The following is a 22000-nucleotide window of genomic DNA, read 5'->3' as shown; positions in this document are numbered from 1 at the left end:
CCCCCCCGCCCCACCAACAACCGCGCCAACCGATTCGCCCGAGCGTTCAACTCCCCGTACGACAACGACTCCGCACCGCACACCACCGCCACGCTCTCGGCGGACTCCCTCGCCCGCGCCTCGAACAGCTCGGTGAGGGTGGTGTCCGGGAGCGCGGCCGGGGTGTCGTCCGTCGGCGGCAGCAGACGGGACCGCTCCTCGGGCAGGAGGATGTCCACGGTGCCCAGGGCGCGGTCCGGGCCGGCGTCCGCGAGGGACTCCATCAGCCGGACGAACCTGCGCTGGTGGAGGGCGAGATCGCCCTCCCCGTAGAGCTCGGGGTTGCCCTCGAAGTCGATGCGCAGCCCCTTGCCCTCGCCCAGGTCGTGGACGACGACGGACAGGTCGTCCACCGGGCCGAGGTTGAGGGTGTGCGGGGTCGCGGGCAGTTCGCCGAAGGTCAGCCCGTGACCGAACATCATGATGTTGATCTGCGGCCCCACCAGGCGCTGGTCGCCGCCGAGCAGGCCGAGGTCGCGGCGCAGGTCCTCGTAGCGGTAGCGCTGGTGGCGCAGGACCCGCCGCATCGATCCGGCGACCTGGGTGAGCAGTTCGTCGAAGGTCGACTCGGGCCGTACGGACAGCCGCAGCGGCAGGACGTTGGAGACCATGCCCGGGGTGGCCCGCGCGACCTTGCCGAGTCTGCCGGTCACGGGCAGTCCGACGACGATGTCATCGCCTCCGCCGAGGCCCTGGAGGTAGGCGGCGAGGACGGCGGTGACCACGGGCGGCCAGGGGACGCCGGCCCGGTCCCCGGCCTCCCGCAGCGCACGGGTGGACCGGGGGGACAGCCAGGTGGTGCCGCGCCGCAGGCGGGTCGGCATGGTGGGGTCGGCGGCCGTCAGGCTGGGCGGCTTGGGACGGTCGGCGAGCACGGTGGTCCAGTGCGCCCTGTCCTTGGCGAAGTCCTCCGAGGCGCGGTAGCGCTCGTCGGCGGCCACCAGCTCCGCCAGCGGTCCGAACTCGCCCTCGGGCACCGGGGTTCCGGCGGCCAGGGCGGTGTAGATCTCGGCGACCCGCCGGGTGACCAGGGCCCCGCTGAAGCCGTCCAGCACGATGTGGTGGACGCGGAGGTACCACAGGAAGCGGTCGGGGGCGGTCTCCAGGACGGCGAAGCGGACCAGTTCGTCGTCGAGGAGGTCCAGCGGGCGCCGGAAGTCGGCGTGCATCCATGCCTCGGCCGCGGCCCGGGGGTCGTCCTCGTGGCTGACGTCGATGTAGTGGACCGTGCCCGTGCCGTCCGGGTCGACCACCTGCCATACGCCCTCGGTGTCCTCGACGAAGCGGGTGCGCAGCGCGTCGGTCTCCCGGACGACCCGGCGCAGCGCCTCCTCCAGGAGGTCGGGGTCGAGCAGTCCCTGGATCTCCAGGTACTGGGCGCCGTTGTAGATCGGGTTGTCGGGGTCCAGCCGCTGGGCGTACCACATTCCCGACTGGGCGGCGGTCAGGGGGAGCCGGTTGGTCCGGGCGTCAGGCATGTCTCGTTCATCCTCGGTCGCGGTGAGACTCGCGTGTCGGGTGGCGCGCTCTCGCGCGGCTGCGGTGCCAGGAGGCGGGCCCCGGCCCGGGGACGGCCGCACGCGTGGGTGCGGCCGTTCCCGGGCCCGGCGTGGCGGGGCGGTGGGGTCAGACGGCGTTCATCGCGTCGACCAGGCTCTTGGGCCGCATGTCGGTCCAGTTCTGGTCGATGTGCTCCAGGCACGCCTCGCGGGTGTCCTCGCCGTGGACGACCGTCCAGCCGGCCGGGACCTCGGCGAAGGCCGGCCAGAGGGAGTACTGCCGCTCGTCGTTGACCAGGACGAAGAAGCGGCCCTCGGCGTTCTCGAACGGGTTGCTCATGTCGTTTCTCTCCTTGTTTCGGTTCCCGAGGGTTGTTCGGTGCTCCGGGAGGCTCCCGGAGCGGAAGGGCCGGGTCAGTCGCCGGCGCCGAGCCGGTCGCGGAGGATCGGCCCGACGATCCGCATGGCCACCGGCTGGGTCATCTCGCCGTGGGCGCAATCGATGTCATGGACCTCGACCCGGCCGTCCACGTACCGGTCCCAGGTGTGCGGGTCGAGCCCGAGCTCCTCGCCGGAGCGGGCGGCGCGGAAGTGGATCAGGTCTCCGGTGAACCGGCCGGGGGTGAACTCCTGGCTCATCGCGGCGAAGTTCCGGTGGATCCGGAACATGTTCTCCGACTGGGCCGCGTCGAGCGTGGCGAAGGGCGAGCCCTCCTCACGGATGGCCGCCATGACCTCGTCGCGGTCGAGGGGGCCGTCGTGGCCGGGGTCGATGCCCGCGACCTCCAGGACCTCCCGGAGGAACTGCTGTCGGCTCCACGGTCCGGCGTCGGCCGGTGTCGCGTCCATCGGATAGCCGTCCAGGCTCATCAGCAGGGCGACCTCCTCCCCGGACGCCTGGAGCCGGGTGGCGATGGCCTGGGCGAGTGCCGCGCCGAGGGACCAGCCGAGCAGGTGGTAGGGGCCGTGCGGCTGGATCTCCCGGATCCGGCCGAGGTAGTCCTCGATGACCTCCTCGACGCTTCCGGGCAGATCGCCGATGTCCCGGAGCCCCCTGGCCTGGAGGGCGTGGAGGGGACGGCCGCGGTCCACCTCGGGGATGAGCCGGGTGTAGGGCCAGCCGACGCCCGTGCCGGGGTGGACGCAGAACAGCGGCGGCAGGGAACCCTGCGCCCGCAGGGGCAGCAGGACGTCCAGGTCGTCGCCGGGGTTCAGTTCGTACAGCCGCTCGGCCAGGCCCGCGACGGTCGGGGTGTTGAGGAGGGTCCGGATCGTCAGGTCGACGCCGAAGGCCAGCCGCACCTGGTTGGCCAGCCGCACCATGAGCAGCGAATGGCCGCCCAGCTCGAAGAAGTTGTCGTCGATCCCCACCCGGGGCAGCCCCAGCACCTCCGCGAACACCCCGCACAGGATCCGCTCGCGTACGGTGCGCGGGGCGCGGCCCTCGGCGGCCACGGGGGCACCGGGCGCGGGCAGCGCCCCGCGGTCCAGCTTGCCGTTGGGGGTCAGCGGCAGCTCGGGCACTGGCACGAAGGCGGACGGCACCATGTACTCGGGCACCTCGGCGGCCAGGTGGTCACGCAGGGCCGCCGGGGCGGGTTCGCCACCGGTGGCCGGGACGACGTACGCCACCAGGCGCGGGTCGCCGGGCTGGTCCTCCCGGACCACGACCGCAGTGTGCGCCACCTCGGCGTGGCGGGCCAGCACCGCCTCGATCTCGCCCAGTTCGATCCGGAAGCCGCGCAGCTTCACCTGGTCGTCGGCGCGGCCGAGGAAGTCCAGGGCGCCGTCGGGCCGCCAGCGGGCCACGTCCCCGGTGCGGTACATCCGGCCGCCGTCGGCGGAGAAGGGGTCGGCGACGAACCGCTGCGCCGACAGGCAGGGGCGGCCCAGATAGCCCCGGGCCAGCTGGACACCGGCCAGGTACAGATCGCCGGGCACCCCGGGCGGCACCGGCCGCAGCGCGTCGTCGAGCACATACAGCCGGGTGTTCCACACCGGGCGGCCGATGGGCACCGGGCCCGGTGCGGCCCCGCGCTCGCACTCCCAGGAGGTGACGTCCACCGATGCCTCGGTCGGGCCGTACAGATTGTGGAGTTCGGCGTCCAGGGTGCGCAGGAACTCGTCCTGGAGCTCACGGGGCAGCGCCTCGCCGCTGCACAGGACGCGCCGCAGTCCGGTGCACCGGGCGGCGCCCGGCTCCTGGAGGAACACCTGGAGCATCGAGGGCACGAAGTGGACCGTGGTGACGCGCTCCGCCTGGATCAGGTCGGCCAGATAGCCGGGGTCCTTGTGGCCCTCGGGCCGGGCGACGACGAGCGCCGCTCCTTCGAGCAGCGGCCAGAAGAACTCCCAGACGGAGACGTCGAAACCGGCGGGCGTCTTCTGGAGGACCCGGTCCTCGGGGCCGAGGCCGTAGCGCGCCTGCATCCAGGCGAGCCGGTTGACGATGCCGGAGTGCGGCACCATCACGCCCTTGGGGCGGCCGGTGGAGCCGGAGGTGTAGATGACGTACGCGGGCGAGTCGGGGTGCAGCGGGGCGCGCCGCTCGCCGTCCGCGACATCGCCGTCCCCGAGCCCGGCGAGGGCCTCCAGGGTGCCGGGCGCGTCCAGTGCCAGGACCGGTACGGACGCGTCGACGGGCAGTCCGGTGGCCGTCCCGGTGGTCGTCAGCAGCAGCGCCGGGGCCGCGTCGTCGAGCATGAAGCGGATGCGGTCCGCCGGGTAGCCGGGGTCCACCGGCAGATAGGCGGCACCGGTCTTGACCACCGCGAGCAGCGCCACGACCAGTTCCACGGAGCGCGGCACGGCGATGGCGACGTAGCCCTCGGGGCCCACACCGCGCCGGATGAGCAGCCGGGCGAGCCGGTTGGCCCGCGCGTTGAGCTCGGCGTAGTCGAGGGTGGTGCCCTCGAAGACCAGCGCCGGCCGGCCGGGGGTGCGGGCCGCCCGCGCCTCGAACAGCGCGGGCAGGGTGGCGGCGGGCACCTGGTGGGCGGTGTCGTTCCAGCCCCGCAGGATCCGCTCGCGCTCGTCCTGGGTCAGCGTGTCGACCTCGGCGATGGAGGTGTCGGGCGCGGCGGCCATCGTGCGCAACACGCGGACCAGCCGCTGGGCGAGCGCCTCGGCGGTGCCGTGGTCGAAGAGGTCGGTGCTGTAGCGCAGAACGCCGTCGATGCCGTCGGCGCGGCCGTCGGCGAGCAGTTCCTCGCTGAGCTCCAGGCTCAGGTCGAATTTGCTGATGTCCACGGCCACCGGCTGGGGCGCGGCGTTCAGACCCGGCAGCGCCACGTCCGAGTCCGCGGTGTTCTGCAAGGTGAGCGATACCTGGAACAGCGGGTGGCGGGCCTGGGAGCGCTCCGGGTTGAGGACCTCCACCAGCCGCTCGAACGGGACGTCCTGGTGCGCGAAGGCGCTCAGGTCCCGCTCCCGGACCCGCTGGATCAGCTCGTTGAAGGTCGGCTCACCCGAGGTGTCGGTGCGCAGCACGAGGGTGTTGACGAAGAAGCCGATCAGGTCGTCCAGCGCCTCGTCGGTACGGCCGGCCACCGGGGTGCCGACGGGGATGTCGGTGCCGCCGCCGAGCCGGGTGAGCAGGGTGGCCAGACCGGTCTGGAGGACCATGAACAGCGTGGCCCGGCCGGCCCGCGCCAGCTGGGCGAGCGAGGTGTGCAGTTCGGGGTTGATCCGGAAGACCACGGCCCCGCCACGGCCGGAGGCGACGGCGGGCCGCGGCCGGTCCGCGGGCAGGGCCAGCTCCTCGGGCAGCTGGTCCAGGCTCTCCTTCCAGTAGGCCAGCTGGCGTGCGATCGGGCTGTCCGGCTCGGCCTCGTCGCCCAGCACCTCGCGCTGCCAGAGGGTGAAGTCCGCGTAGTGCACGGGGAGTTCGGCCCAGTCGGGAGCGTCGCCGCGCAGCCGGGCCACATAGGCCGTGGACAGGTCGCGGGCGAGCGGGCCCATGGACCAGCCGTCCGAGGCGATGTGGTGGATCGTCACCAGCAGGACGTGGTCGGTCTCGCCGAGGGAGAACAGCCGTGCCCGTACGGGGATCGTCGCCGCGAGGTCGAAGTGCGCGGTGACCTCGGCGTTGAGGGCGTCGGGCAGCTCCTCCTCGCGTACCCCGGAGTGGGCGAGGGCGATCTCGGCCGAGTCCAGCACGACCTGCCGGGGCACCCCGTCGGTTTCGCGGAACACCGTCCGCAGGCTCTCGTGCCGGGCCACGACGTCGCGCAGGGCGGCCTCGAGGGCGGCCCGGTCCACCTGGCCGGCCAGCCGCATCGCGGTGGGGATGTGGTAGGTGCCGCGGTCGTCGCCGAGGCGGTCGAGGAACCACAGCCGCCGCTGGGCGAAGGACAGCGGAAGCTCCGCGGGCCGCGGCTGCGCGGTGAGCGGGGTGCGGGCGGTTCCGGCCCCGGCCAGCAGGCCCGCGAGCCGGGCCGGGGTGGCGGCCTCGAACAGGGAGCGGATGGCCAGCTCCACGCCCAGCGCCGAGCGGACCCTGGAGACCAGCCGGGTGGCGAGCAGCGAATGCCCGCCCAGGTCGAAGAAGTTGTCGTCCACGCCGACCCGTTCGACGCCGAGGACCTCGGCGAACAGACCGCACAGGATCTCCTCCTGCGGGGAGCGCGGCGGGCGCGCGGAGGCTCCGGCCACCTCGGGGGCGGGCAGGGCCTTGCGGTCCAGCTTCCCGTTGGCGGTCATGGGCAGTTCGGGCAGGGTGACGAAGGCCGACGGCACCATGTACTCGGGCAGCGCGTCCGCGAGCCGGGTGCGCAGCGCGGCGGGGTCGGGCCGGCCGCCGGGGTCGGCGACCACATAGCCGACCAGGCGCCGGTCGCCCTCCTGGTCCTCCCGGACCACCGCGGCCGCGTGGCCCACACCGGGGTGGGCGGCCATGACGGACTCGATCTCGCCGAGCTCGATGCGGAAGCCGCGCAGCTTGACCTGGTCGTCGGTGCGGCCGAGGCACTCCAGGAGGCCGTCGGGGGTCCACCGGGCGCGGTCGCCGGTGCGGTACATCCGGCTGCCCGCGGGGCCGTACGGGTCCGCGACGAAACGCTCCGCCGTGAGGCCCGGCCGGTTCACATAGCCCCGGGCCACGCCCTCCCCGGCGAGGTACAGCTCACCGTCGGTGCCGGGGGCCACCGGCCGCAGCCAGCGGTCCAGGACCAGCGCCCGGTAGTTGTGCAGCGGACGGCCGATGGGCGGCGCCGACTCCACGGGGGCGTCGGTGTCCCACGCCGTGGCGTAGACCGTGGCCTCGGTGGGTCCGTACACGTTGGCCAGCCGGCCGGGCGACAGGGCCTTCTGGATGTCCACGGCGGCCTGGGCGCCCAGCCGCTCACCGCACAGCAGCACCGTGTCGGCGGTGAGCCGTACGTCCCCCTGGCCGACCAGCTGGGCCAGCGCCGAGGGCACGGCGCTGACCACGGTGCCGGGCAGCTGCGCGGTGGGCCGTTCGGCGAGCGCGAGGAGGTCGTCCAGGACCTCCAGGGTGCCGCCCGACATCAGCGTCCCGAACATCTCGAAGACGGAGACGTCGAAGCTCAGCGAGGTGGTGAACAGCATCCGGGCCGGCCGCTCGCCGCCCAGGGCGGTACGCGCCCAGGCCGCGAGGTTGACCACCGCGCGGTGCGGTACGGCGACGCCCTTGGGGCGGCCGGTGGAGCCCGAGGTGTAGATGACGTACGCGGGCGAGTCGGGGTGCGGCGGGTGGGCGCGCTCGCCGTCGGCCGGATCGGTCGCCGGGCCGCTCTCCAGCGCCCGCTCCACCTCGGGGTCGTCGAGGACGACCACCCGGCGGCCGGTCGCGGGCAGGGCCGCGCCGACCCCCGACTCGGTGAGCACCAGCGCCGGGGCGGCGTCCTGGACGATGTACGCGATGCGGTCGGCCGGGTACTTGGGGTCGATGGGCAGATATCCGGCGCCCGACTTGAGCACCGCGAGGACGGCCACGAGGGTGCGGTCGTCGCGCGGCAGCGACAGTGCCACCAGCTTCTCCGGGCCCGCGCCCAGGGAGATCAGGTGGTGGGCGAGCCGGTTGGCCCGCTCGTCGAGCTCGGCGTAGGTGAGGGCGGTGCCGCCGTGCACCACCGCGAGCTGGTCCGGGGTGCGCGCCACCTGCTCCTGGAACATCCCGGGCAGGGTGGTGGCGGGCACCTCGCGCGCGGTGTCGTTCCAGTCCACCAGCACCCGGCGGCGGACGGCGGGGTCCAGCGCGTCCACCCGCCCGACGAGCTGCCCGGGGTCGTCGACCACCGCCTCGAAGAAGCGGGTGAGCCGGTCGACCAGGGAGGCGACCGTGGCGCGGTCGAACACATCGGGGCGGTAGCCCACCTTGAGCAGCATCCTGGGCCCGGGGGCCATGGCCAGGCTCAGCGGGTAGTGGGTGGCGTCGCGGCCCGAGCCGCCGGTGACCCGGGCGCCGGAGAGGGAGGACTCGACCGTGCCGGAGTCCACCCGGTAGTTCTCGAAGAGGACGAGGGTGTCGAAGAGGGTGCCGACTCCGGCCAGTCCCTGGATCCGGGTGAGCCCGAGGTGCTGGTGGTCCATCAGCTCGGTGTGCTGGTCCTGGAGCCGCCCCAGGAGCTGCCCCAGCGACTCGGCCGGATCCAGCCGCACCCGCACCGGAAGCGTGTTGATGAACAGCCCCACCATCGTCTCCACCCCGGGAATCTCCGGAGGGCGGCCGGACACGGTGGTGCCGAACACCACGTCGTCCCGGCCGGTCAGCGACGACAGCAGCAGACCCCACGCACCCTGCACGACCGTGTTCAGCGTCCAGCCCCGCGACCGCGCCAGCGCCGTCAGCCGCTCCGTCAGCTCGGCGGGCAGCGAGGCGCTCAGCTCCTCGGGGACCACATCGGCGTGGCCCGAGGCCCGCGGCGCGAGCAGGGTCGGCTCGGCCAGGCCCGCGAGCGCCGTGCGCCAGGCCGCCTCGGCGGCGGCGGTGTCCTGGTTCGCCAGCCAGGCGAGGTAGTCGCGGTACGGGGTCACCGGCGGAAGGCCGGAGGCGTCCCCGCCGCGGGCGTACAGCTCGAAGAACTCGCCCGCCACGATCGGCGAGGACCAGCCGTCCATGAGGATGTGGTGCTTGGTCAGCAGCAGCCGGTGGTCCCGGGGGCCCATCCTGACCAGGGTGAACCGCATGAGCGGGGGCCTCGCCATGTCGAACCGGCGGGTGCGGTCCTCGTCGACGATGCGGGCGACGGCCTCCTCGCGCCGCTCCTCGTCCTCGATACCGCCGAGGTCGTGCTGGAGCCAGGGCAGCGGCACCTCGCGCCGGATGACCTGCACGGGGCGCTCCCCGCCCTTGTGCCGGAACCCTGCGCGCAGCACGGCGTGCCGTTTCAGCAGGGCCCGCCCGGCGGCCTTGAGCGCCTCGGTGTCGATATCGCCCTCGAGGTGGAACACGCTCTGCACGGTGTAGGGGTCGATGCCCTCGGTGTCGTACTGGGCGTGGAACAGCAGCCCTTCCTGCAACGGCCCCAGGGGCAGTACGTCCTCGATCCGGGATTGCTTCACCGGGTGATCCCCCACTCCTCGTCGAGCTCGTCGTCGTCCGACTCGTCGTCCAACTCGTCCTCGAGTTCGTCGATCTCCTGCTGGCTCAGCGACACCAGCGGCAGGTCCGAGGGCGTGTGGCCGCCGGAGGCGCCGCCCTCGACATGGGTGACCAGGGCCTGGAGCACCTGGGCCCACACCTCGCTGAGCTCCTTGACCTCGGGCTCGCGGAACAGGGCTCCGGGGAAGGCCCAGGCCACCCGCAGGCGGGGGCCGTCGGCGTGGTCCTCGGTGACCGCGTTGAGGGACAGGGCGTACATCATCGGGGCGTTCCGGTCGGAGAACCCGGGGGCCTTCTCGGGCGCCGCGGCCCAGTCGGCGTACTCGGCGCGGCCCGCCATGTCGAACCGGCCCAGGTAGTTGAAGCCGATCTGGCGGGGCAGGAAGCCGGCCAGGGCGGGCTTGGTGTCCAGGTTGAGATGGCGCAGCAGCCCGAAGCCGAGGCCGTTGTCGGGGATGCCGCGCAGCTGCTCCTTGACCTGCTTGAGCGCGTCCCCGACGGCCGGTCCGCCCGCCAGGACCTCCCGCCAGTCGAGCCGGCCGGGGTCCAGGCGCACCGGGTAGATGCTGGAGAACCAGCCGACCGTCCGGGACAGGTCGACCCCGTCGGTGAACTCCTCGCGGCCGTGGCCCTCCAGGTCGACGAGGACGGCCGGGTGGTCCTCACCGCCACGCGAGCGCCGCCAGTGGGCGACCGCCAGGGCGAGCGCGGTGAGCAGTACGTCGTTGACGCCCGCGTTGAACGCCGCCGGGACCTTGGTGAGCAGGGGCCCGGTCAGCTCCGGCGGCAGGATCTGCCACAGCCCGCCCATGGTGTGGTTCATGTCCTGCGACGGGTCCAGGGGCCGCTCGCTGAGCAGCGGGTCCGGCACGTCCAGGGTGCTGGACCACAGCTCCGTCTCCTTGACCCGCTCGGGGGCGTACGCGGAGGCGACCAGGTGCTCGGCCCAGCGCTTGAACGAGGTCCCGACCGGCTGGAGTTCGGCCCGACGCCCCTCCTTGGCCGCCTGCCAGGCCGCCGCCAGGTCGGTCTCCAGGATGCGCCAGGAGACGCCGTCCACGACCAGGTGGTGGATGATCACCAGGAGCCGGCCGGACGCCTCGGGGCCCGCGTCGAACCAGACCACCTCGAGCATCCGCCCCCGCTCGGGGGAGAGCCGCGCCCACGCGGTCTCCGCCTCGGTCTCGATGGCGGCGCCCAGGGCGTCCCCGGTCAGTCCCGTGACATCGACCCGGGTGATGGACTCGGCCGCCCGCACGGTGCCGCGCGGCGGCACCTCGAGCGACCACTCGCCGCCGCCCTCGGGGCGGGTCAGCCGCATGCGCAGCGCGTCGTGGTGGTCGAGCACGCTCTGCACCGTGGTCTCCAGGGCCTCCTCGCCGAGGTCGGCCGGGACCTGGAGGAGCACCGACTGGGCGTACTTGGCGATCGGACCGCCGCGGTCGCGCAGCCGGTGGATGATCGGGGTGAGCGGCAGCGAGCCGACCCCGGTGTCGGTGCCCTTGCCGACGCGCTTGCCGACGGTGCCCGCGTGGGCCGCCAGCGCCTCCACCGTCTTGTGCTGGAAGACGGCCCGGGGGGTGAGCGAAAGCCCCGCCTTGCGGGCCCGGCTGACCAGCTGGATGGAGATGATGCTGTCGCCGCCGAGGTCGAAGAAGCTGTCGTGCACACCGACTTCGGACAGATCGAGCAGATCCGCGAAGATCTCGCAGAGGATCCGCTCCTGCGGGGTGCGCGGCCCCTGCTTGGTGACCGTGGCGGCGAAGTCCGGCGCGGGCAGCGCCGCCCGGTCCAGCTTGCCGTGCGCGGTCAGCGGCAGCGCGTCCAGCAGGACGACCGCGGCGGGCACCATGTAGTCCGGCACCGCGTCCGCGACCCGGGCCCGCAGCGCCGCCGCGTCGGGGCGGGCGCCCGCGGCGGGCACGGCGTAGCCGATCAGCCGCCGCTCGCCCGGCTGGTCCTCGCGGACGACGACCACGGCGCGCTCCACCTCCGGATGGCCCGCGAGCACGGTCTCGATCTCGCCGAGTTCGATCCGGAAGCCGCGCAGCTTGACCTGGTCGTCGGCGCGGCCGACGTACTCCAGCTCGCCGTCGGCGCGGCGGCGGGCGAGGTCGCCGGTGCGGTACATCCGGGCGCCCGGCGCGCCGTACGGGTCGGCCACGAAGCGCTCCGCCGTGAGCGCGGCGCGGTTGAGATAGCCGCGGGCCAGGGCGGTTCCCGCGATGTAGAGCTCGCCCGCCACTCCGGGCGGGGCGAGCCGCAGTCCCTCGTCGAGGACGTAGAGGCGCGCGTTGCCCTGAGGGCGGCCGATCGGCACCGGTCCTGACGGCACCTCGTCACCGGGCTCGATACGGAACTCCGCGACGTTGACGGTCCCTTCGGTGGGCCCGTACACATTCAGCACGGTGGCCCCGGGGTGGCGGGCCCGCCAGTCCTGGAGCGCCTCGCCGAAGAGGGCCTCGCCGCCCAGCAGAAGCTCGTTGCCGGGCGAGAACGCGTCGGGAAGTGCCGCGAGCAGCGGCAGATGGCTGGGGGTGGCCTTCAGGAAGGTCACCGGGCGCCCGGCCAGGGCCCGCTCGGCGGCGGGGTCCTCCTCCAGCGCCGCGAGGTGCACCGCACCGCCGACGACGAGCGGGGTGTAGAGCGCGGTCACCGAGAGGTCGAAGGAGACCGGCGAGTGCAGCAGCGCGGCGCCGGCCGCGCTCGGGTAGGACCGGCTCGTCCAGTCCAGGTAGTCGGACAGGGAGCGGTGGGTGACGACGACGCCCTTGGGACGCCCGGTGGAGCCGGAGGTGTAGATGACATACGCCGGGTGATCCACCGACAGCGCCACCAGCCGCTCACCGTCCCCCAGGTCCGTCCCGGCCAGGGCATCGACCCGCGCCCGCGTCTCCTCCGCATCCAGGACGACTCGGGCCAGGTCCGGGGTCTCGGGCAGCCCGGCGGCCGTGGCCCGATCGGTCAGCAACAGCGCCGGACTCGCGTCGCCGAGCATGTAGGAGATCCGCTCCGCCGGATAGTCCGGATCCACCGGCAGATACGCACCACCGGCCTTGACCACCGCCAGCAACGCCACCACCTGCGACACCGAACGCGGCAACGCCAACGCCACGATCCGCTCCGGACCCACACCCATGCCCACCAGCAACCGCGCCAGCCGATTCGCCCGCCCGTTCAACTCCCGATAGGACAACGACACCTCGCCCTCGACCAGCGCCACCGCATCCGGCGCCCGCACAACCTGCGCCTCCACCAGCGCCGGAAGCGACCGCACCGGCACCTCCAGCACCGGCCCGTTCCACTCCTCCAGAAGCCGCGAACGCTCCCGCCCGGAGAGAATCTCCACCCGGCCCAGCCGCACCTCCGGATCAGCGACCACCGCCTCCAGCAACCGCACAAACCGCGCCACCAACGCCTCGACCGTCCCCCGGTCGAACAGATCCACGCTGTAGCGGATCTCGCCGTGCACACCGCCCGCGGCACCGTCGTGGCCGTGGCGCTCGGTCAGGTCGAAGCTGAGGTCGAACTTGCTGACGGCGACGTCGACGGGCTGCGGTTCGACGGTGATCCCGTCGAGCTTCAGCCGCGGCTCGGGGTTGTTCTGGAGGTTGAGCATCACCTGGAACAGCGGATGCCGGGCGGCCGACCGCTGCGGATTGATCGCCTCGACCAGCCGCTCGAACGGCACGTCCTGGTGCGCGAAGGCCGACAGATCCGACTCCCGCACCCGGTCAACCAGCTCACGGAAGGACGGATCACCCGACACATCCGTCCGCAGCACCAACGTGTTCACGAAGAAGCCGACCAGATCGTCCAGCGCCTCGTCGGTGCGGCCCGCGATGGCCGTGCCCACGGCGATGTCCTGCCCGGCACCCAGCCGCGACAGCAGCCCGGCCAGCGCAGCCTGCACCACCATGAACACACTCGCCCGCGACTCCCGCGCCAGCCCCACCAACCCCCGATGCACCTCGGCGGTCAGCCCGAACTCCACGACATCGCCACGCCCGCTCAGCACCGCAGGACGCACCCGGTCCACCGGCAGCGCCAACTCCTCCGGCAACCCCCCAAGCCGCTCCCGCCAGAACCCCACCTGACGGTCGAACACACTCCCCTCGGCACCCTCCACGCCCAGCACCTCACGCTGCCACAGCGCGAAGTCCGCGTACTGCACCGGCAACTCCGGCCACACGGGCGCACGGCCCGCGAGCCGGGCGGTGTACGCGGCGGACAGATCACGGGCGAGGGGGCTGAGGGACCAGCCGTCCGAGCCGATGTGGTGCATGGTCAGCAGCAACACATGCTCGGTCTCCGCCAGGGAGAACAACTCCGCGCGCAGCAGCACATCATCCGCCAGGTCGAACGGCCGCGCCACCGCCGCGCTCAACGCCTCGCCCAGACCCTCCCGCGACACCACCGACTCCGCGAACGGCACCTCCACCGAGGACCGCACCACCTGCCGCGGCACCCCGTCCACCTCCACGAACACCGTCCGCAGACTCTCGTGCCGACCCACCACATCACCCAACGCCGCCCGCAACGCCACCCGGTCCAACTCACCGGAGAGCCGCGTGGCGTAGGGGATGTGGTAGGCCGAGGGCCCTTCCTCGATACGGCTGACCACCCACTGGCCGCGCTGGGCGTGCGACAGCGGCAGCACCTCGGGGCGCACATACGGGCGCACTCCCGGGCGGGCGTCACCGGCGTGGGCGAGTTCGGTCTCCAGCCGGGCCGCGGTGGGCGCCTCGAACAGCGCGCCCACGGCCAGTTCGACGCCGAACGCGGAGCGGATCCGCGACACCAGCCGGGTGGCCAGCAGCGAGTGCCCGCCCAGGGCGAAGAAGTCGTCGTCGGGGCCGACCCGGTCCACGCCGAGCACCTCGGCGAACAGACCGCAGAGGATCTCCTCGCGGGGGGTGCGCGGCGCACGCCCGCTTCCGCCGGTGACGGCGTCGGGGGCGGGCAGGGCCTTGCGGTCCAGCTTGCCGTTGGCGGACAGCGGCAGCCGGTCCAGGGGCACGAACGCCGACGGCACCATGTAGTCCGGCACCGCCGCGGCCAGATGGGCGCGCAGATCCGCGGTGTCGGGGGCGTCCGCCGGGTCCGCCGCCACCGGGTAGGCCACCAGCCGCTGGTCACCGGCGCGGTCCTCCCGGACCACGACGGCCGCCGCGGCGATCCGCGGATGGCCGGTCAGGGCGGCCTCGATCTCGCCGAGTTCGATACGGAAGCCGCGCAGCTTGACCTGGTCGTCGGCGCGGCCGAGGAACTCCAGGACCCCCTGGTCGGTCCAGCGGGCCACATCGCCGGTGCGGTACATCCGGCCGCCCGCGGGCCCGTACGGGTCGGCGACGAAGCGCTCGGCGGTCAGATCGGGCCGGTCGAGGTAGCCCCGGGCCAGCTGCGCGCCCGCGAGGTAGAGATCGCCCGCGACACCGGGGGCCACCGGGCGCAGCATGGCGTCCAGGACGAGGGTCCGGGTGTTCCACACCGGGCGGCCGATGGGCACCGGGCCGGGGGCGTGTCCGGCCTCGCACTGCCAGTAGGTGACGTCCACGGACGCCTCGGTGGGGCCGTACAGGTTGTGCAGCTCCGCCGTCAGCACGGAGAAGAACCGCTCGCGGAGCGGGTCGGGAAGCGCCTCGCCGCTGCATATGACGCGGCGCAGCCCGGCGCACCGGACGGCGGCCTGCTCCTGGAGGAACTCCTGGAGCATCGACGGGACGAAGTGGAGCGTGGTGACGCGCTGGTCGCGCACCAGGTCGGCGAGGTACGCCGGGTCCTTGTGGCCCCCGGGGCGGGCGACGACGAGCGTGGCGCCCTCGGTGAGGGTCCAGAAGAACTCCCACACCGACACGTCGAAGCCGGCGGGGGTCTTCTGGAGCACCCGGTCGTCCATGGCCAGCCCGTACTGCCCCTGCATCCAGGCGAGGCGGTTGACGATGCCGCGGTGCGGCACGACGACGCCCTTGGGGCGGCCGGTGGAGCCCGAGGTGTAGATGACGTAGGCGGGGTGGTCCGGGGTCAGCGGCGCGGTGCGCTCCGCGTCCTGGACGTCCGTGTCCGCGTGGTCCGCGAGGGCCGCCGCCTGCTCCGGGGCGTCCAGGACCAGGACGTGCGCGTCGGTCGTGGGCAGGCCACCGGCGGCGGCCGCGGTGGTGAGCACCAGGGCGGGCCGGGCCTGGGAGAGGACGTAGGAGGTGCGGTCCCGGGGGTGGTCGGGGTCCACCGGGAGGTAGGCGGCGCCGGTCTTGGTGACGGCGAGCAGGGCGACGATCAGCTCCACCGAGCGCGGTACGGCCAGGGCCACGGTCCGCTCGGGGCCGACCCCCTGGGCGATGAGGTGGCGGGCGAGGCGGTTGGCCCGTGCGTTCAGGTCGGCGTAGGAGACCTCGGTGCCCTCGAAGACCACGGCGGGGTGGTCCCGGACGGCCGCCGCGCGGGCCTCGAACAGCCGCGGGAGCGTATCGGGCCGCACGTCGTACGCGGTGTCGTTCCACCGCTCCAGCACACATCCGCGCTCGTCGGCCGCGAGGGCGTCGACGGCGGCCACCCGCTGGTCGGGGTCGGCGGCGACGGCCTCGAGGACACGGGTGAGCCGCGCCGCGGCGGCCTCGGCCGCCGCGCGGTCCACGAACTCCGGGCGGTGGCCGACGCGCAGCCGGATGCGCTCGCCCGGGTAGGCGATGAGGCTCAGCGGGTAGTGGGTGGCCTCCGCGCCGGAGAAGCCGGAGACCCGCACGCCGTCCACCGTCCGGTCGAGGGCGGCGGGGTCGAAGGGGTAGTTCTCGAAGACGGCGAGGGTGTCGAAGAGCGCGCCGGTGCCCGTCTCCCGCTGGATCTGGGTGAGTCCGAGGTGCTGGTGGTCCATCAGCTCGGTGTGCTGGTCCTGGAGCCGCCCCAGAAGCTGACCCAGCGACTCGGCCGGATCCAGCCGCACCCGCACCGGCAGCGTGTTGATGAACAGCCCCACCATCGCCTCGACCCCCGGAACCTCCGGAGGACGACCCGAGACCGTGGTGCCGAACACCACATCGTCCCGGCCGGTCAGCGACGACAGCAGCAGACCCCACGCGCCCTGCACGACCGTGTTCAGCGTCCAGCCCCGCGACCGCGCCAGCGCCGTCAGCCGCTCCGTCAGCTCCGCGGGGAGCTCCAGGCTGAACTCCTCGGGCATCCGGTCCACCCGCTGACCGGCGCCCGGCACCAGCAGGGTCGGCTCGGTGACGCCGTCGAGGGCGGTGCGCCACGCCTTGGCCGCGGCGTCCCGGTCCTGGCGGGACAGCCAGGCGAGGTAGTCGCGGTACGGGGTGACCTTGGGCCGGCCGCTCTCGTCGCCACGCCGTGCGTACAGCTCGAAGAGGTCGTCCACCAGCAGCGGGAAGGACCAGCCGTCCAGCAGGATGTGGTGCAGGGTGACCACCAGCCGGTACCGCTCGTCGGCGAGCCGGGCGAGGGTGAAGCGGATCAGCGGCGGTGCCGCGAGGTCGAAGCGGCGGGTGCGGTCCCGCTCGACGAGCTCGTCGAGCGCCGTCCGCCGCGCCTGGTCCGAGCCGTCCCGCAGATCGGCCTCCTGCCAGGGCAGCTCGACCTCGTGCGGGATGACCTGGACGGGCCGGCTGAGCTTCTCGTGCCGGAACCCGGCCCGCAGATTGGGGTGGCGGCGCAGCAAGGCGTCCCCGGCGGCGCGCAGACCCGCCGGGTCCACCCGGCCTTCGAGGTCGAAGCCGAGCTGCACGGTGTAGGCGTCCACCGACCGCTCGTCGTAGAGGGCGAGGAAGAGCATGCCCTCTTGCAGGGGCGACAGGGGCAGAACGTCGGCGAGTCCCGGCTTGGTCATGAGTTCCTCCACTCGGATTCCAAAAGGTCGATCTCCGCCTGCGACAACGACACCAACGGAAGGTCCGAGGGGGTCCAGCCACTGCTCATGGACCGGTCGGGCCGGTCCGACAGGGCGTCCAGCGCCGTGAACCAGTCCTCGGCGAGGTCACGCACCTCGGGCTCGGACAGCACGCCGTCCGGCCACGACCAGGTGGCGGCCAACCGGGGCCCGTCCACGCCGTCTTGTGTCAGCACATTGATTTCCAGGCAGTGTGCGAGCGGCAGGGCGGGGTCGGCCCCGGCGCCCAGCACGTCCGTCAGGGGGTCCGCGGTCCACTCCGCGTCCGCTCCTCCGGAGTCGGAGGGGGCCGCGAAGCGTCCCAGGTAGTTGAACGAGATCTGCGGTACGGGGCGCGTCCGGAGCGCCTCCGCGGTGTGCGGGTTGAGATGGCGCAGCAGTCCGTAGCCCAGTCCGTTGTCCGGCAGGGCACGCAGCTGCTCCTTGACCCGCTTCAGGGCGGCCGTTGCGGGGGCCCGCTCCTGGTCCGTGCGGCCGGGGTCCAGCCGCACGGGATAGAGGCTGGTGAACCAGCCGACCGTGCGGGAGAGGTCGATGTCCGGGGCGAACTCCTCCCGGCCGTGCCCCTCCAGGTCGATGAGGACGGCGGTGTGGTCGCCGCCTTCGCGCTTACGGCGCCGGCCGGTGACCGCGAGCGCCAGGGCGGTCAGCATGACCTCGTTGACCGACGCGTTCAGCGCGGCGGGCACCTCGGCCAGTACCGCGGTGGTGCGCTCGGGGTCCATGGTCAGGGTGAGCGACCGTGCGCTGCCGGCGGTGTCCCGGACGGGGTCGAGGAGGCGCCTGCCGAGGGTGCGTTCGGGCGCGGCGGTCATCCGTTCCCACAGCTCGAGTTCGGCGGTGCGCCCGGGGCTGTGGGCCTCTTCGGCGAGCCGCTCCGCCCAGGTCCTGAACGACGTTCCCACGGGTTCGAGCCGGGCCGTCCGGCCCGCCGCGGCGGCCTGCCAGGCGGCGGTCAGATCGGGCACCAGGATGCGCCAGGAGACGCCGTCCACCACCAGGTGGTGCAGGGCGAGCAGCAGCCGCCCCGGCCGGTCCGGTCCGGCGTCGAACCAGACCGCCTCGACCATGCCGCCGGTCGCGGGGGCGAGCCGGTCCAGGGCATGCGCCGACTCGGCGGTGACGCGCTCGGACAGGGCGTCGCCGTCCAGCCCCGCCACCTCGACCCGGGTGACTCGCGGCGCCGCCGGGACGGCGCCGGGCCCGGGGACCTCCATGGCCCAGGGGGCGTCGGACGCCTGCCGTACCAGGCGCATCCGGAGCACATCATGGTGGTCCAGCACGGTCTGGAGGGCGTCCTGGAGGCGGGTGAGCCCCAGGTCCGCCGGGACCCGCAGCAGCATGGTCTGGCTGAACCGGTCGAGCGGGCCGCCCCGTTCGCGCTGCCAGGTGATGATCGGCGTCTCCCGGACCGGGCCGACGCCGCTGTCCCCGGCCGCGGGGCGGCTCGTCGCCTCGGCCTCGCGGGCGACGGCCGCGAGCGCCTCGACCGTGCGGTGCCGGAAGACATCGCGCGGGGTGATGACGAGCCCCGCCCTGCGGGCCCCGCTGACGAGCTGGATGGAGACGATGCTGTCGCCGCCGAGGTCGAAGAAGCTCTCGTCGACGCCCACTTCGCCAGCCCCGAGCACCTCCGCGAACAGCCGGCACAGGATTTCCTCGCGCGCCGTGGTGGGCGCGCGCCCCGGGGCGGCGGCGGTGCGGTCGGGCGCGGGCAGGGCCTTCTGGTCCAGCTTGCCGTTGGGCGTCAGCGGCAGATGGCCGAGTGCCACGATCGCGCTCGGCACCATGTACTCCGGGAGCGCGGCGGCCACATGCTTGCGCAGGATCTGCTGGTCGGGCCGGGCGGCACCGGGCTCGGGCACGATGTAGCCGACGAGCTGCCGATGGCCGGGGCGGTCCTCGCGTACGACGACCACGGCGCGCTCCACCTCCGGGTGGCCCGCGAGCACGGTCTCGATCTCGCCGAGTTCGATCCGGAAGCCACGCAGCTTGACCTGGTCGTCGGCGCGGCCGACGTACTCCAGCTCACCGTCGGCACGCCACCGGACGAGGTCGCCGGTGCGGTACATCCGGGCGCCCGGCGGCCCGTAGGGGTGCGCCACGAACCGCTCGGCGCTGAGCCCGGGGCGGCCGAGATAGCCGCGGGCGAGCCCATCACCCGCGATGTAGAGCTCGCCGACGACGCCCACGGGAGCGAGCCGCAGCCGCTCGTCGAGGACGAGGGCGCTGGTGTTCCACACCGGGCTCCCGATCGGCGGGGCCCCGGCACCGGGAGCGAGGGGCCCGCTGGTGGTGGCGGCGACGGTGGACTCCGTCGGGCCGTAGGCGTTGACCATCCGGCGCCCGGACGACCAGCGCTCCACCAGTTCGGCGGGGCATGCCTCGCCACCCACGATGAGGGTGCGGAAGTCGGTCAGGCCCGCGGGGGCCACCCCGGCGAGTGCGGCGGGCGGAATGAGGGCGTGGGTGATCCGCTGTCCGGCCAGGACATCGGTGAGCATCTCCCCGACGAGCGGGCCGGGTGGCGGGACGACCAGGGCCGCACCGTGCGGAAGGGCCATGCACACCTCCAGCACCGCCGCGTCGAAGCTCGGCGAGGCGAACTGGAGCACCCGGCTGTCGGGGGTGACGAAGAACCGCTCCGCCTCCGTTCCGCAGAAGGAGGCCAGACCACGGTGGGTGACGACGACGCCCTTGGGACGCCCGGTGGAGCCGGAGGTGTAGATGACATACGCCGGGTGATCCACCGACAGCGCCACCAGCCGCTCACCGTCCCCCAGGTCCGTCCCGGCCAGGGCATCGACCCGCGCCCGCGTCTCCTCCGCATCCAGGACGACTCGGGCCAGGTCCGGGGTCTCGGGCAGCCCGGCGGCCGTGGCCTGGTCGGTCAGCAACAGCGCGGGGTCCGCGTCGCCGAGCATGTAGGAGATCCGCTCCGCCGGATAGTCCGGATCCACCGGCAGATACGCACCACCGGCCTTGACCACCGCCAGCAACGCCACCACCTGCGACACCGAACGCGGCAACGCCAACGCCACGATCCGTTCCGGACCCACACCCGTGCCCACCAGCAACCGCGCCAGCCGATTCGCCCGCCCGTTCAACTCCCGATAGGACAACGACACCTCGCCCTCGACCAACGCCACCGCATCCGGCGCCCGCACAACCTGCGCCTCCACCAGCGCCGACAGCGACCGCACCGGCACCTCCAGCACCGGACCGTTCCACTCCTCCAGAAGCCGCGAACGCTCCCGCCCGGAGAGAATCTCCACCCGGCCCAACCGCACCTCCGGATCAGCGACCACCGCCTCCAGCAACCGCACAAACCGCGCCACCAACGCCTCGACCGTCCCCCGGTCGAACAGATCCACGCTGTACTCGACGACACCCTCGATCCCGGCGGGCGTGTCCTGGCCCTCGTGGCGCTCGACAAGGTCCAGCGTCAGGTCGAACTTGGCGGTGGAGGTACGCAGTTGGCGAATCCGGGAGTCGACGCCCGGCAGGTCGAGCTCGGGGTCCGGGTTGTTCTGGAGCGCGAGCATCACCTGGAACAGCGGGTGGCGGGCGGCCGACCGCTGCGGATTGACCACCTCGACCAGCCGCTCGAACGGCACGTCCTGATGCGCGAAGGCCGACAGATCCGACTCCCGCACCCGGTCCACCAGCTCACGGAAGGACGGATCACCCGACACATCCGTCCGCAGCACCAACGTGTTCACGAAGAACCCGACCAGATCGTCCAGCGCCACATCGGTACGGCCCGCAGTGGCCGTACCGACGGCGATGTCCTGCCCGGCGCCCAGCCGCGACAGCAGCCCGGCCAGCGCAGCCTGCACCACCATGAACACACTCGCCCGCGACTCCCGCGCCAACCGCACCAACCCCCGATGCAGCTGAGCCGACAGCCCGAACTCCACCACCCCACCGCGCCCACTCAGCACCGCAGGACGCGCCCGGTCCACCGGCAGCGCCAACTCCTCCGGCAACCCCGCAAGCCGCTCCCGCCAGAACCCCACCTGACGGTCGAACACACTCCCCTCGGCACCCTCCACACCCAGCACCTCGCGCTGCCACAGCGCGAAGTCCGCGTACTGCACCGGCAACTCCGGCCACCGCGGAGCCCCACCGGCCGCGCGGGCGCGGTAGGCCGTGGTGAGGTCGGTCGAGAGCGGAATCAGCGACCAGCCGTCGGCGACGATGTGGTGCATGGTGAGCAGCAGCACATGCTCGGTCTCCGCCAGGGAGAACAACTCCGCGCGCAGCAGCACATCGTCCGCCAGGTCGAACGGCCGCGCCACCGCCGCGCTCAACGCCTCGCCCAGCCCCTCCCGCGACACCACCGACTCCGCGAACGGCACCTCCACCGAAGACCGCACCACCTGCCGCGGCACCCCGTCCACCTCCACGAACACCGTCCGCAGACTCTCGTGCCGCCCCACCACATCACCCAACGCCGCCCGCAACGCCACCCGGTCCAACTCACCGGAGAGGGTGATCTCAAAGGCCAGGTTGTAGGTGGCGCCGCCGCCCTCGAGCCGGTCGAGGAACCACAAGCGCTGCTGGGCGTGGGACAGCGGCAGCACCGAAGGACGTTCGTAGCGGCGCACACCGTCGCGGGCCACGGCCGCCGAGGAGAGGGCCTCGGCGACGCCGGCGGGCGTGGCGGCCTCGAAGAGCTCGCCGACGGTCAGCTCGGCACCCAGTTCGGCGCGGATCCGGGACACCAGGCGTGTGGCCAGGAGCGAATGCCCGCCGAGGTCGAAGAAGTTGTCGTCCACACCCACACGGGGAGCGTCCAGGATCTCGGCGAACAGACCGCACAAGATCTCCTCACGCGGTGTACGCGGAGCCCGCCCACCAGCACTCACCGGCGCCTCCGGCACGGGCAGCGCCTCACGGTCCAACTTGCCGTTCACCGTCAACGGCAACCGCTCCAACACCACGAACGCCGACGGAACCATATGCTCCGGCAACATCCCCGCCACATGCCCCCGA

General features: G+C 73.3%; 5 protein-coding genes. All 5 read right to left on the bottom strand.

Annotated features, from left to right (window positions below; all coding sequences use genetic code 11):
* Positions 1–1517, bottom strand: a 1517-nt coding sequence (locus tag NQU54_RS45865; protein ID WP_257636218.1) for a condensation domain-containing protein, incomplete at its 3' end; no start/stop codon positions are given.
* 148 nt (positions 1518–1665) lie between these two features.
* Complete coding sequence (locus tag NQU54_RS45860; RefSeq protein WP_069867787.1) at positions 1666–1878, bottom strand: MbtH family protein; 213 nt, start codon at positions 1876–1878, stop codon at positions 1666–1668.
* A 74-nt stretch (positions 1879–1952) separates the two neighbouring features.
* Positions 1953–9062 carry a non-ribosomal peptide synthetase gene (locus NQU54_RS45855; protein WP_257636217.1) on the bottom strand — a complete coding sequence of 2370 codons (7110 nt, stop codon included), beginning with the start codon at positions 9060–9062 and terminating at the stop codon, positions 1953–1955.
* Positions 9059–16942, bottom strand: a complete 7884-nt coding sequence (locus NQU54_RS45850; protein WP_257636216.1) for a non-ribosomal peptide synthetase — start codon at positions 16940–16942, stop codon at positions 9059–9061. Before NQU54_RS45850 ends, NQU54_RS45855 begins: the two co-directional genes overlap by 4 nt.
* On the bottom strand, positions 16939–22000 hold a 5062-nt coding region (locus NQU54_RS45845), incomplete at its 5' end, for a non-ribosomal peptide synthetase (protein WP_441005763.1). The genes NQU54_RS45850 and NQU54_RS45845, both read right to left, overlap by 4 nt.

This window comes from Streptomyces malaysiensis subsp. samsunensis, from assembly GCF_024519315.1.
Classification (GTDB): domain Bacteria; phylum Actinomycetota; class Actinomycetes; order Streptomycetales; family Streptomycetaceae; genus Streptomyces; species Streptomyces malaysiensis.
Note: the sequence above shows the minus strand (reverse complement) of the source record. Positions and strands in the feature narration are given on the sequence as shown.

What these genes read in the sequence shown, in the direction of transcription:
- NQU54_RS45860 (WP_069867787.1), bottom strand. Translation starts at nt 1,878, where the DNA reads ATGAGCAACCCGTTCGAGAACGCCGAGGGCCGCTTCTTCGTCCTGGTC.
- NQU54_RS45850 (WP_257636216.1), bottom strand. Translation starts at nt 16,942, where the DNA reads ATGACCAAGCCGGGACTCGCCGACGTTCTGCCCCTGTCGCCCCTGCAA.